Annotated in this window: 7 protein-coding genes; 5 read left to right on the forward strand and 2 right to left on the reverse strand. The window is 44.5% G+C overall.

The genetic code is table 11. From position 1 onward, the window contains the following. The first annotated feature begins 188 nt into the window (after window positions 1-188). Window positions 189-8351 (forward strand): T9SS type A sorting domain-containing protein, encoded by an 8163-nt coding sequence (locus GO493_RS18720; protein WP_157307758.1) that lies wholly within the window; start codon window positions 189-191, stop codon window positions 8349-8351. 67 nt (window positions 8352-8418) lie between these two features. Here the strand turns inward: GO493_RS18720 and GO493_RS18725 are convergent, their stop codons facing one another. Next, window positions 8419-9531: a T9SS type A sorting domain-containing protein gene (locus tag GO493_RS18725; RefSeq protein ID WP_157307759.1), complete on the reverse strand. Its 1113-nt coding sequence runs from the start codon at window positions 9529-9531 to the stop codon at window positions 8419-8421. Window positions 9532-9902: 371 nt separating this feature from the next. Here GO493_RS18725 and GO493_RS18730 point away from each other — a divergent pair, with 371 nt between their 5' ends. The 4 genes from GO493_RS18730 to GO493_RS18745 all read left to right on the forward strand — a co-directional run bounded on the left by GO493_RS18730 (window position 9903) and on the right by GO493_RS18745 (window position 13339). Continuing rightward, the gene (locus tag GO493_RS18730) at window positions 9903-10109 is read left to right on the forward strand and encodes a hypothetical protein (protein ID WP_157307760.1); all 207 of its coding nucleotides are present in this window, start codon (window positions 9903-9905) and stop codon (window positions 10107-10109) included. 51 nt (window positions 10110-10160) lie between these two features. Further along, a complete protein-coding gene (locus GO493_RS18735; RefSeq protein ID WP_157307761.1) occupies window positions 10161-11348 on the forward strand; it encodes a DUF4221 family protein in 1188 nt (395 codons plus the stop codon). After that, window positions 11323-11772, forward strand: a complete 450-nt coding sequence (locus tag GO493_RS18740) for a hypothetical protein (RefSeq protein ID WP_157307762.1) — start codon at window positions 11323-11325, stop codon at window positions 11770-11772. Before GO493_RS18735 ends, GO493_RS18740 begins: the two co-directional genes overlap by 26 nt. A 130-nt stretch (window positions 11773-11902) precedes the next feature. Then, complete coding sequence (locus GO493_RS18745; RefSeq protein WP_157307763.1) at window positions 11903-13339, forward strand: L,D-transpeptidase family protein; 1437 nt, start codon at window positions 11903-11905, stop codon at window positions 13337-13339. A gap of 92 nt (window positions 13340-13431) precedes the next feature. Here the strand turns inward: GO493_RS18745 and GO493_RS18750 are convergent, their stop codons facing one another. Beyond that, window positions 13432-14208 (reverse strand): isocitrate lyase/PEP mutase family protein, encoded by a 777-nt coding sequence (locus tag GO493_RS18750; protein WP_157307764.1) that lies wholly within the window; start codon window positions 14206-14208, stop codon window positions 13432-13434. Window positions 14209-14553: the final 345 nt, after the last annotated feature.

Consider the following 14553-nt stretch of genomic DNA (forward strand, 5'->3'; position numbering starts at 1 on the left):
AGTGCAAAGTGTTTATGCGATTAAAAACACCTGCCGATGCGTGTCATTGTATGAACGTTGCGTCTTCTATGCCTTAGGTGCTTATTACAACTTCTTAGGATTTATTTATTTGTACGCCAAACAAATTACGCATTACATTCTGTACTGTGAGTGAGAGGCGCATTCATCAACCAAAAGCTTTACCTATCATGAATGCAACACATCTACTTAACAACAAAATCCTTCGAACGACGCGCAGTCAGGCTTTATTGAACTTTGTATCACTTATTCTGTTATTCACATTATTTCAATTACCGGTATGGGGACAGTCTGCCAACATTGACCAGGGGGCCAATGACAAAGCCACTACTCCCCTCACGCCTGTTGATTGGATTAACGGGAACCTGAATACGAATACAGCGCACTTTCTTGAAGGATATTCCGTTCCTTACAGGGCTGTATTGAAGAGCCTTGTCGTCAATCAGACCTATACACTTGTTATAGGTTTTGACATTAAAAACAGTGGTAAACATGCGTTGGATTACCTGACGCATTATCAACGTCTACTACCACATACGCCATTCGGCCATGCCGCTGAAACCGTCAATCCGTTGCTGAATATTGCAGGGTTCCCTGTTTCTTATTTTACGACAACAGATACGGAGCCTATACCAGCGCCAGGTAGTACGGGATCGCCGGTGGCAGGACAGCCTACCACCAGCTTTAATGCGTTGCCAGCAGGTGAAAGGGTATTTACCGGGTATAACGCAGATCTGCTCAGTGTAACCTATAACAGCCAGGGAGACCTGAATGCTTCTCAATCTGAAGCGCTCATTTATGTTACTTTCAAAGCGCTCAAGGAAACTGTGGTACTGGCATGGGGCGGGCATATTGCCAGTATTGTTGACTGGGGAAAGGAACCTGGTACCGGTGAGCCCCGATCTGCCAGTGCTATCAGTGGCTCTCCTTACCATATGAGCCTTAAGAACTGGATCATTAATGGTAGTGTAGTGAGTATTGGTAACCAGGACAGGTCTCTTAAGACGGATGCGGTGTTCATTCCGCCTCAATGTGAAGTTGCCGGTCCTGTTAATGGATGTGTGGAAACTACGAAGCTGGTATATACTTCTACGGTAGATGATCCTGTTGGCCTCACTTACTCATGGAGTATTATTGGCGCGAATACTGCCAATGCTAAAATAGTGAATGCCACGCTGGCAAATATTGAAGTTGTGCCTATAGGCGCCGCTTTTATAGCAGGCAGTTTCAACCTGAGATTAGTTGTGACCAGGGAGGGGCTGAAAGATACGTGTTATCTGAACAGTCATATAAACCCCGGTGCTACTGTAAATATCTCGCAGGTTACCGTTAATGCCGGTGTTGATCAGAACATCACTCATCTGGATGTTGCTTCTTTGTCAGCATCTGCATCCGGTGGTACAGCTCCATATACATTCAGCTGGACACCGGTTACAGGGCTTAGTAATCCGAATATATTCAATCCGACCTTTACGCCTCCGTCTACGGGGGTATTTCAGTTTATTGTAAAGGCTGTAGATGCAAATAACTGCCAGGATGTGGATACAGTGGTGGTCACTGTTACAGAACATCCAAAACCGCCATGCGGTATTACAGGGTCTGATCCTGTTTGTCCCGGATCTAAGAATGAATATGCAGGGCCACCTGCTGCCCAGGTAGGTTCTTATCTCTGGTCAGTGACCGGGGATGCCAGTGTTTCAGGAGATAATGATAAAGAAAAGGTATGGATACAGGCAGATAATAAATGCGGCAGCTATCTTATAAAGCTGATCGTTTCTACTCCTGATGGTAAACGGAAGGATACCTGTTATAAGCAGGTTGTTATCAAGGATACTATTAAGCCTATTCTTTCAGGAAATGTAGCTGGTGCTACAGTAGGCTGTGCGAAAGACATACCGGCACCGCCCAATATCACGGCTACAGATAACTGTACGGCAGAACTGAATATAGAATCAAGCGCTGTCGTTTCTGATAGTACCTGTGTGAACAAGTATAAGATCACCCGTAAGTGGTGGGCTACTGATGTTTGCGGTAATACTTCTGAGGTGCTGATCCAGGTGATTACTGTGAATGATGATGTGAAGCCGGTTATTACGGCTGATTTCGATAAGTCAGTGAGTGTACAGTGTCTGCAGGATGTACCTGCTGTACCTGAACCGACTGCTTCTGACAATTGTAATGGTAATATTACGCCTGTGTATACAGAAGTCGGTGCTGGTACAGGTTGTGATTCTACTATCACCCGTAAGTGGGTATTTACGGATGCTTGTGGTAATAGTGACTCTGTAACCCAGGTCATTACTATCAAAGATGATGTGAAACCTGTGCTGAACGGTACCGCTCCGGATGCGAATGTAACCTGTACTGCTGATGTACCGGTTGTGCCTGAAATTGGTGCTACTGATAATTGTGGTACGCCGAAAGTACATTACACCCAGGAAGTGACTGACAGTACCTGTGTGAACAAGTACAAGATCACCCGTAAGTGGTGGGCTACTGATGTTTGCGGTAATACTTCCGATGTGCTTACTCAGGTGATTACCGTCAACGATGATGTGAAGCCTGTTATTACGGCTGATTTCGATAAGTCAGTGAATGTACAGTGTCTCCAGGATGTACCTGCTGTACCTGAGCCGACGGCTACAGACAATTGTAATGGTAACATTACGCCTGTGTATACAGAACTCGGTGCTGGTACTGGTTGTGATTCTACTATTACACGCAAGTGGGTATTTACGGATGCTTGTGGTAATAGTGACTCTGTAACCCAGGTGATCACAATCAAAGATGACGTGAAGCCTGTGCTGAACGGTACTGCTCCGGATGCAAATGTGACCTGTACTGCTGATGTACCGGTTGTGCCTGAAATTGGCGCTACCGATAATTGTGGTACGCCGAAAGTACATTACAGCCAGGAAGTGACTGACAGTACCTGCGTGAACAAGTACAAGATCACTCGTAAATGGTGGGCTACTGATGTTTGCGGTAATACTTCTGATGTACTGATCCAGGTGATTACCGTCAACGATGATGTGAAGCCTGTTATTACGGCTGATTTTGATAAGGCAGTGAGTGTACAGTGTCTGCAGGATGTACCTGCGGCTCCTGAGCCGACGGCTACAGACAATTGTAATGGTAACATTACGCCTGTCTATACAGTGGTTGGTACTGGTACTGGTTGTGATTCTACTATTACCCGCAAGTGGGTATTTACCGATGCCTGTGGTAATAGTGACTCTGTGACCCAGGTAATTACTATCAAAGATGATGTGAAACCTGTGCTGAACGGTACCGCTCCGGATGCGAATGTAACCTGTACTGCTGATGTACCGGTTGTGCCTGAAATTGGTGCTACTGATAATTGTGGCATACCAACTGTACATTACACCCAGGAAGTGACCGATAGTACTTGTGTGAACAAGTATAAGATCACCCGTAAATGGTGGGCTACTGATGTTTGCGGTAATACTTCTGATGTACTGATCCAGGTGATTACTGTGAATGATGACGTGAAGCCGGTTATTACGGCTGATTTCGATAAGTCAGTGAATGTACAGTGTCTGCAGGATGTACCTGCGGCTCCTGAGCCGACGGCTACAGACAATTGTAATGGTAACATTACACCTGTCTATACAGAAGTTGGTGCTGGTACCGGTTGTGATTCTACTATTACACGCAAGTGGGTATTTACGGATGCTTGTGGTAATAGTGACTCTGTAACCCAGGTCATTACTATCAAAGATGATGTGAAACCTGTGCTGAACGGTACCGCTCCGGATGCGAATGTAACCTGTACTGCTGATGTACCGGTTGTGCCTGAAATTGGCGCTACTGATAATTGTGGCATACCAACTGTACATTACACCCAGGAAGTGACTGACAGTACTTGCGTGAACAAGTACAAGATCACCCGTAAATGGTGGGCTACTGATGTTTGCGGTAATATTTCGGATGTACTGATCCAGGTGATTACTGTGCATGATGATGTGAAGCCGGTTATTACGGCTGATTTTGATAAGGCAGTCAATATTAAATGTCTGCAAGACATTCCGACTGTACCTAACCCAACTGCTGCTGACAATTGTAATGGTAACATTACACCTGTCTATACAGAAGTTGGTGCTGGTACCGGTTGTGATTCTACTATTACACGCAAGTGGGTATTTACTGATGCTTGTGGTAATAGTGACTCTGTAACCCAGGTGATCACAATCAAAGATGATGTGAAACCTGTGCTGAACGGTACTGCTCCGGATGCAAATGTAACCTGTACTGCTGATGTACCGGTTGTGCCTGAAATTGGCGCTACTGATAATTGTGGTACGCCGAAAGTACATTACACCCAGGAAGTAACTGACAGTACCTGCGTGAACAAGTACAAGATCACCCGTAAGTGGTGGGCTGCGGATGTTTGCGGTAATATTTCCGATGTGCTTACTCAGGTGATTACCGTCAACGATGATGTGAAGCCGGTTATTACGGCTGATTTCGATAAGTCAGTGAGTATACAGTGTCTGCAGGATGTACCTGCGGCTCCTGAGCCGACGGCTACAGACAATTGTAATGGTAACATTACGCCTGTCTATACAGTGGTTGGTACTGGTACCGGTTGTGATTCTACTATTACCCGCAAGTGGGTATTTACGGATGCTTGTGGTAATAGTGACTCTGTAACCCAGGTCATTACTATCAAAGACGACGTGAAGCCTGTGCTGAACGGTACCGCTCCGGATGCAAATGTGACCTGTACTGCTGATGTACCGGTTGTGCCTGAAATTGGTGCTACTGATAATTGTGGTACGCCGAAAGTACATTACACCCAGGAAGTAACTGACAGTACCTGCGTGAACAAGTACAAGATCACACGTAAGTGGTGGGCGACTGACATTTGCGGTAATACTTCCGATGTGCTTACTCAGGTGATTACCGTCAACGATGATGTGAAGCCTGTTATTACGGCTGATTTCGATAAGTCAGTGAGTGTACAGTGTCTGCAGGATGTACCTGCGGCTCCTGAGCCGATGGCTACAGACAATTGTAATGGTAACATTACGCCTGTCTATACAGTGGTTGGTACTGGTACTGGTTGTGATTCTACTATTACCCGCAAGTGGGTATTTACCGATGCCTGTGGTAATAGTGACTCTGTGACTCAGGTAATTACTATCAAAGATGATGTGAAGCCTGTGCTGAACGGTACCGCTCCGGATGCGAATGTAACCTGTACTGCTGATGTACCGGTTGTGCCTGAAATTGGCGCTACCGATAATTGTGGTACGCCTAAAGTGCATTACACCCAGGAAGTGACTGACAGTACCTGCGTGAACAAGTACAAGATCACACGTAAGTGGTGGGCTACGGATGTTTGCGGTAATATTTCTGATGTGCTGATCCAGGTGATTACTGTGAATGATGATGTGAAGCCGGTTATTACGGCTGATTTCGATAAGTCTGTGAATGTACAGTGTCTGCAGGATGTACCTGCGGCTCCTGAGCCGACGGCTACAGACAATTGTAATGGCAACATTACGCCTGTCTATACAGAAGTTGGTGCTGGTATCGGTTGTGATTCTACTATTACACGCAAGTGGGTATTCACTGATGCCTGTGGTAATAGTGATTCTGTTACTCAGATCATTACTATCAAAGATGATGTGAAACCTGTGCTGAATGGTACAGCTCCGGATGCGAATGTAACCTGTACTGCTGATGTACCGGTTGTGCCTGAAATTGGTGCTACCGATAATTGTGGTACGCCTAAAGTACATTACACCCAGGAAGTGACTGACAGCACCTGTGTGAACAAGTATAAGATCACCCGTAAATGGTGGGCTACGGACGTTTGCGGTAATACTTCCGATGTGCTTACTCAGGTGATTACCGTCAACGATGATGTGAAGCCTGTTATTACGGCTGATTTCGATAAGTCAGTGAGTGTACAGTGTCTGCAGGATGTACCTGCCGCTCCTGAGCCGACGGCTACAGACAATTGTAATGGTAATATTACGCCTGTGTATACAGAACTCGGTGCTGGTACCGGTTGTGATTCTACAATTACACGCAAGTGGGTATTTACGGATGCTTGTGGTAATAGTGACTCTGTAACCCAGGTCATTACTATAAAAGACGACGTGAAACCTGTGCTGAACGGAACCGCTCCGGATGCGAATGTAACCTGTACTGCTGATGTACCGGTTGTGCCTGAAATTGGTGCTACTGATAATTGTGGTACGCCGAAAGTACATTACACCCAGGAAGTGACTGACAGTACCTGCGTGAACAAGTACAAGATCACCCGTAAATGGTGGGCGACTGACATTTGCGGTAATACTTCCGATGTGCTTACTCAGGTGATTACCGTCAACGATGATGTGAAGCCTGTTATTACGGCTGATTTCGAAAAAACAATCTATGTACAATGCCTGAACGACGTACCTGTTCCGCCAAGGCCTACAGCTACAGACAACTGTAACGGCGAAATACCGGCTGTTTGTTCTGCTGAAGGATCTGGTACAGCATGCGATTCTACTATCACACGCAAGTGGGTATTTACGGATGATTGTGGCAATAGCGACTCTGTCACTCAGATCATCAGGATCAAGGACAATATCGCTCCTGTTCTCTCCGGTACGGCAACAGATATAAATGTTAAATGTACTGCCGACATACCTGGTGCAGCAGCTATTGATGCTACTGACAACTGTGGAACGCCGAAGGTATATTTTAAACAGATAGTTTCTGACAGCACCTGTTTGAACAGGTACAAAGTGGTTCGCAAATGGTGGGCTAAGGATGCATGCGGCAATACTTCAGATACACTTAAACAGGTGATTAATGTGTTTGATGACGTGAAACCTGTCATCACCGCCAACTTCGAAAAATCACTCTGTGTACAGTGTGTGAAGGATCTGCCAGCGGTACCAACGCCGACAGCAAAAGACAACTGCACCGGCAACATTACGCCTGTTTATACGGTGAAAGGATCTGGTACGGCATGCGACTCTACCATTACACGCAAGTGGGTATTTACTGATGCATGTGGTAACAAAGACTCTGTCGCCCAGGTGATCAAAGTCAAGGATACTACAGCGCCGGTAGTGACTTACAAACCTGCTAATGCTACATTGCCATGCGGTTCTACACCTGTATTCGGTACTCCGACCTTTACAGATAACTGCGGAGGTAAAGTTAAAGTGACCTATGTGGATAGAAAAGAAGGAACAAAGTGTCCGTTCACTTACATCCGCAGATGGACTGCCACAGATGCATGCAACAATAGCAAGTGGGTTGAGCAAGCCATCGTTGTTGAATGCTGTAAACAAAGCTTCTGTAGCTATACACAGGGCTTCTATGGCAATACAAATGGTAAAGGCTGTACTCCTGCCGGAGCAAACCTGACCTCTAAACAGATGATGACCGCAGCAGTAGATGCACAACCGGGGGATTCTGTTATATTCGGTCTGAAAGCAACCGGCAAGTTCTTCACCTTGTTCCTGAGCAACATTACCAATGACAATATCTATAAGATGTTGCCTGGTGGTGGTACAGCGGTAGCGTTGAAAGGATATGCAACATATAGTAAGATCAATACATGGGGAAATGTTCCGCTGATCACTTCCGGACCTAACACCGGTAAGATCAACAACATACTTCTGGCTCAAACTATGACGTTGTTCTTTAACATGCAGCTTTCCGCAACACTTAAAGACCTGGCGATAGAAGGTGACAGCCTGTTCACATCCAAGCTCATTGCATGTGGCAGCACCATACCTTCTGCAACAGTAGATAAGTATGTACTCCCGCTTAATGTGGTGATCTATCTCAAGCTAACAGGTAAAGCCAATATAGCCGGTCTGTATGAACTGGCTAACAGATACCTGGGTGGACAGACGGTACCGGCAATATCCATCTCTGACGTGAATAAAGCTGTGGATGCTATCAACAATGCCTTTGACAAGTGTGCAGTACTTGTACGCTGGGCATATACATCCAATCAGACATGTCTGAAACCACAGACAACAACTATGTCAGAAGGTGATATGGAGGTATTTAAGCCATCTGCTTCAGAAAAACTTGAAGTGAATGTATACCCGAACCCATACAGGGATAAGCTCATATTCAGGTTCACTGCTCCTGAAACAGGAAAGGTTAAGCTGGAAGTATACAATATGCTGGGACAGCAGACTGGACAGCTGAATTATGGAACGGTTGAAAAGGGAACCACTCACACTGTAGAATACAGTATACCGTCTACTCAAAGAACTATGTTAATATACAAGTTGAGCGTAGGCAGTCAGAGTGTTACCGGTAAGGCAATCCCATATAAGGAATAAACAAAACTCCGTTTCTTCATATAGCAGGGATTTTAAAAGGGGCCCGGCCAAATGGCCGGGCCCTTCTTTATTGTTTAACTATCTTTTTTGTCAATATCTCTCCATTGTGTAACACTTTCACTGTATATGAGCCGGCCGGTAAATTCTTTGTATCCAGGGAAGCACGGTGAGTCCCTGGCTGGAGACTGCTACTCAGTATTACGGTCACTCTCTTCTGTTGCATGTCAAATACTTCTATGCTGGTCCTCCCGGCTTCTTTTATCTGCAGCTCTATATTGGTGACCTGCTGGACCGGGTTTGGAAATACATTAACAGATACAGCTTTAATGCCTGCTTTGCCGGAAGCCTCCGCAAGAGAACTGCCGCAGGTGGCATTGCCTTCAGCGATACAAAAATCAGCGAACCTTACCTGTTCATCCCGCATGCCGTCAACCAGTTTTCGGTAAATACCCCATTTAGGGCGGCAGAAAGTAGTTTCACTTCTCCACATGTCAATATTATTGTTTGTATAGGTCAACAAGGTAACCCCATCGCTCACTCTTTTTATAGTGAGCTGATAAGAGCCGGCAGAAGTATAGGTGATCTTCTCCGTAACATCTACCCAGACACCTTTGAAGGAGGATAACGGGGCATTTGCTTTCTCTCCGCCACCGGATAATCCTGAGCCTGGTGTATAGATTACCTGGAGTTTCTGCGGACTACCCGCCCGTGGGGTAAGCGTGATCAGCGGGGCGCCATCATCGCCATCTCCTGCTTTGATCTGGTGCAGGTGGCAGAAGCCGGTAGTGGGTATAAAACCTGCATCGATCTTAAACTTCCAACGGTAAGTAACAGTCTCTCCGTAGGAAGCCTTTACGTTTGCGGGAGATGATCCGAATGTCTTGATCTCATTCCGTTGACGGTCTGTACTGGAATTACAGCGATCATCATCAGGTGTGGTGTGGATGTGAAATACAAATACATTCCTGTTAAGCTGGCTGTCAAATACTTCAGTAATATGCCTGCCGAAAGATGAGTGCCCACAGTCTGGTACTTCGCCTGTTGTACCGCTACCCAGTACGCTCTCGATAAGTTCGTAGGTGTTGCCAGGTCCATTGGCGGAAAGGGTAACCTGGGCATAGGTGTAAGAGCAAAACAGGGACGTAATGAGTAATAAGAGGGTTGTAATTAAAGGTTTCATAAGGTTAATTTTGAGGGTTGCGTTCATGGTTAAACGTAGTATAAGATAGCTGATTTTGTGCGGAAAAGGCATAGGATGACAGGGGAAAAGTTTTTTAAACAGAGAGTAACAAAAATTACTCAGAAAGATGAGTTTTTCCTTTGGCAAAACTCATCTTTCTGAGAGGGATTCTAACCGGCCGTCCGCCGGTTAGGAATAAAAGGTGAAAGCGATTTTTTGGAAATTCATTTTTTTATCTATATTTGGAAACAGACATAGATGGCTTGTAACCCGTGTGAAAACCCAAGTATAGATCAAGATCTAACCCGTATTCTATCCTTTCGTTTAAAAAGTATAAAAACCTGTTTTCCTTTCATTTAAATCACATAAACATGAAAAAAAGCCTCGTTCTAATTGGTTTTGCTGTATCAGCATTAGTTCTTTTTGTGTCTGGAACTTCATCTGGAAGTGCATGTGAGGATGATCATCATGGATTGCGCGGAAAATGCCGTATCACAGTTGTGAATGGTGTTTACCACTACAATTGCGTGACTGCAATAGACCCGGAAACGACCGACTGTACTTATTATGTAGAGTAAATTATTCAACCCTGAATAAACGGGGCCAGGCGCCCTGTTTATTCATTCAACATGACACATACAAGTATGCAGGGAAGAGTATTATTTATTTTTTTATACAGCTGGATAGTTATCACGTCTTTCAGCTGTCAGAACGGAACTACTGCTACTTATTCTAACTGTACATCTGCCACAGATCCTGTTATACCACTTGCTATAACACAGGGAGATACACTCAATCTTTATCTTGACAGCCTGACGGTGATGGGAATAACAACACCTGTGGATTATCATGAACGGGAAAACAGGTTGTATGTATTTGACAGCTATAATAAACGGTTGCTGGAATATCCGTTGAATGGTGCAGGAAAAGCTGTGTACCCGGAGGCCATTCACAAGATAAGTATCAACAAAAAGATCTCTTATTTCAGGTATATCTCACCCGATAGCATTGTCCTGTATAATTATGCGGGGGCAGAACTGTTGTATTATTCCATTGACAGGGATACGCTATGGAAGAGACTGGCTTTTATTAATAAAGGCAGGATCAGGCAAGCGGCTCCTCCATATGCCAATGCGACGTCGCCTGTTCTGTTTATTGGCAATACTATTATTGGCTTTGGGTTTCTGCTGGGAGAGAGTGATAAGGAGAACCCTGCAAGCCGGACCATGTGTTCTGTTATTCATCTTCCTGCCGGTAATATCCGTTACCGGATACCTTACTCAAAAGTATACTGGCAACATAACTGGGGTGGTTCTCATTTGCGGACACCTTATACCACCTATAACGGACAAACAGGTAAGATACTGCTTAGTCTTCCGGCTGATCATAATATTCAGTCGATTGACAGTAACTGGCAGATAAAAGAAATACCTGCCGGTACCAGGAGAAAGATCTGCATCACTTCCATGGGGCTGTCAAAGGATAATGAAAAGGTATCTGATGCTGAGTATTCATTGCAATACTTTACGAATACGCCATGTTACCGCAATATTATTTATGATCAGTACCATGACCGGTATTACAGGATACTGGAGCTGCCACCGGCGGAAGGGAGAACGGATAAGCAACGGCTGGCAGATAAAGAAGCCAGCCTGATAGTTTTTGATAAGGACTTTAAATATCTTGGAGAGGCCCCTCTCCCACGCGCCATAGTATTAGACAACTTCTTTATTACAACAGAGGGGATCTATTTCCTGAATGCCGGTAATAAAGATCAAAACATTGCCCAGTATGTACAATGTAAGATTGAACTGTAGCCTGATACTACTATGCACCCTGATCCTGGGCGCCTGTTCTGAGAATAATGCCGTGCTCCGGAAAAGTATCCAGGCATTAGACAGCAAAATGTTCCCTGAAGGGAAATATGTAATTATTCCTAACCAGGGTTGTGAAGGTTGCATCAGCCATGCAGAAGCTTTTGTGAAGAAGCATATAACTGAGCAGGATAACATCCGTTATATCTTTACGAAGATACAATCTGTGAAATTGCTGAAGATAAAGTTGGGTAGTGACGTTATCAGCAATAGTAAAATATTCCTGGATACAGCAAATACCATTGAATATCCGGATAAGAAGAATGATATATATCCGATGATCGTGACTGTTCATGGGCAGAAGATCACCACTATCAATTATCAGAGCCCTTCCGATGATGGGCTTGCGGGGCTGCTGAGCAAATAGCCAGTATCTGACCTTTATTACCTCCATCCCCGGGACGATATATACTGCCGGAATGACCATAAACATCCTGTATGGCAACCGTGGTCATTTCCCATCCCTTTAAGATCATCTATTTTCATGCAAAAACCACATGCATAAAAAAGGCTGCCTGTTAATCCTCCTGCTGTTCCAATATTGTGTTGCTTCCTTCGCACAGCATATGTTATGGCTCCCCGCCGGATGTACCAAGAACAGACAGTTGCTTTTTGATTACTTTGATCAGGCTTCATTGCTGGGACTGGATGTGCATGACTATGCCTATACCCAGGTTGAACGACTGAAAACGGGCACGTTGCAGGAAGATTCCATTAAAACGGATCTGCAACTTACAGCTGCGGCTATCGCATTTTTTACCGATGTGGCATATGGCAGAAAAGCAGTAAGGATTGGATACGATGGACTAAAGTATGTTCCCGACTGCCAGGATATATCCAACCTGTTATACCGCTCATTGGCGGACGACACATTCAGTGAACTATTAAACAGGCTGGAACCACGATGTCCGGAGTATCTTGCTATCAAAAAGAAGATTGCACTCTATAGCGAACGATCGCGGGAGCAAAACTACCGCCCTGTATTTATCAGCTCGGAGGTTGTAGACAGTACAAATCATCCGTTGATCGACAAATTATATCAATTAGGCGTTCTTGATACTACTGATTACCGTACAGGGGAAGATATCCTGAGAGAAAAGGTCCGCGCTGCTGAGCATATGTTTGAGTTCCTGGAAGATGGAACATTGCGCCCTGGTGTACTGGAAGAAATGAATATTACTCTTGAGAAAAGGCTTGAGGAACTGAATCATGCCCTCAATACATTCCGTTGGCTGAATTGCATACGAAAATACCAGTCTGTTATTGTAGTAAACATTCCTGCTGCAGGTCTATTTCTTTACCAGGGCGACAGCACTCTACTTTATTCCCGTGCTATAGTTGGAAAAGAACGTACTCCTACCATTCCTCTTGCCAGCAGAATAGATGGGATCATTATGTATCCTTACTGGACTGTACCCTATAATATTGCTACCAGAGAATTGCTGCCTGGTATAAAAGGCAGCCCTGTTGCTTTCCTGGAAGCGGGTAACTACCAGGTACTGGATAATTCGGGGAAGATACTGGACCCTGCTACGATAAACTGGCAGTCATTAAACAGGCGTAATTTTCCTTATACTTTAAGACAGATGAACGGCTGCGATAATTCGCTAGGCGTTATCAAGCTGAACTTTTTCAATCCTTACAGCACTTATCTTCATGATACACCAGCTAAAAGTTATTTCATGTTCAATAAACGTTATTTCAGTCATGGTTGCATAAGGGTGGAAGATGCTGTTGCACTGGCACAATTACTGGTGCCGGAGCAGGCCCAATTCATAGACAGCCTGGTAAAACTGGCCACCAAGCCGCAGAAAGTTCCTGTGATAATACCGGTAAAACCGCAAACACCTGTATTTATATTATACGAAGTAGCATGGCCGGACTATATGGGAACTGTAAGATTCCATGATGACATTTACGGTAAGTTCAGATAAAGTTAACCGCTTACTGATCCGGATGTGCACAAATCTCATAATGAGTATCATCATATAATGGCGTCTTGCCGGACGCCATTATATGATGATACTCAGGAAAAGAGGGGTAAAAAACTTTTGGCGGCAGTAACAGCACGGGAGAGCTGACTTACATTCTCATATGCTTTGCTGAAGAGGAAAGGTCCCATGCTTATGCGTTTTACTCCCAGGGCTTTAAGACGGTCAAAGTCCGGCAGGCCGGGGATGCACATTACGTTTAAAGGAAGTGAGGTACCGGCAACAGCGGCAGCAATGTCTTCTTCTGCTGAAATACAGGGGAGGAAAATACCATCTGCACCTGCCGTTTCATATAGTTTAATCCTTTCAGCGGTTTCCTGTTGTTTGTTTGCTACATTCAGTATATAGGTATCACAACGAACATTGATGAACAGTTCTGCGTTTTCTGACACCAGCCTGTTCTTTAAGTGTTCTACTGTTTTTGCAAATGTTGTTGCATCTTTAAGTTCCCGGCCGGAAGAATTGATGGTTGAATCTTCTATGTTGATCCCAACTACTCCCATACCAGCCAGTGTCAGTATATTCTCCTGGACCTTTTCATCAGATGAGCCGTAACCCATTTCTATGTCTACCGTTAACGGAATGTTCACGACAGACAGTATGCGGTTAATAACAAACAGGTAATCATTAAAGGTCATTTTTTCTCCGTCTTCGAAGCCCAGGGCGCCGGCCACAGCAGAGCTTGAAGTAGCGATGGCGGAGAATTTTTCATCCTGGAAGCTGAGGGCGATTTTAGCGTCCCATACATTGGGTAGAATAAAAAGGTCAGAGGTGTGATGCAGGTCTTTGAACCTGGTAAATTGTGATGCCATATGCCTGGTTTGTAATAATGTTGTTCAAAGGTAAGGGGTTCGGAGATGGTTGAATTGTATAAAAAGGAACAAAAGAGTAAGTTAAAAATCAGATGGATGGCATTAAAAAAATCAGTAAATTAGTAGATAACCCATAAAGTTAACCCCATCTATAAGGGATAGCTGAAAACCTTAAGAAAAGAGTAAGCATCATTTTTCCTCTAAATGAACCTGTTTTATGAAAAAAAAGATCAAGAAAAAATTAGACCTCGGCAAAATTAAAATTGCAAAACTTTGTGAAAAGGTAGATAAGAAAATGCAGGCAGTGACTATTCCACCTCCTACTTATTTCTGTACGACTACAGA

The sequence above is a fragment of the Chitinophaga tropicalis genome, assembly GCF_009758205.1.
In the GTDB taxonomy this organism is placed as follows: Bacteria; Bacteroidota; Bacteroidia; order Chitinophagales; family Chitinophagaceae; genus Chitinophaga; species Chitinophaga tropicalis.

Coding starts and splice junctions, on each gene's coding strand:
- GO493_RS18745 (WP_157307763.1), top strand. CDS start 11,903: ATGCATAAAAAAGGCTGCCTGTTAATCCTCCTGCTGTTCCAATATTGT.
- GO493_RS18740 (WP_157307762.1), top strand. CDS start 11,323: ATGTACAATGTAAGATTGAACTGTAGCCTGATACTACTATGCACCCTG.
- GO493_RS18750 (WP_157307764.1), bottom strand. CDS start 14,208: ATGGCATCACAATTTACCAGGTTCAAAGACCTGCATCACACCTCTGAC.
- GO493_RS18720 (WP_157307758.1), top strand. CDS start 189: ATGAATGCAACACATCTACTTAACAACAAAATCCTTCGAACGACGCGC.
- GO493_RS18735 (WP_157307761.1), top strand. CDS start 10,161: ATGACACATACAAGTATGCAGGGAAGAGTATTATTTATTTTTTTATAC.
- GO493_RS18730 (WP_157307760.1), top strand. CDS start 9,903: ATGAAAAAAAGCCTCGTTCTAATTGGTTTTGCTGTATCAGCATTAGTT.
- GO493_RS18725 (WP_157307759.1), bottom strand. CDS start 9,531: ATGAAACCTTTAATTACAACCCTCTTATTACTCATTACGTCCCTGTTT.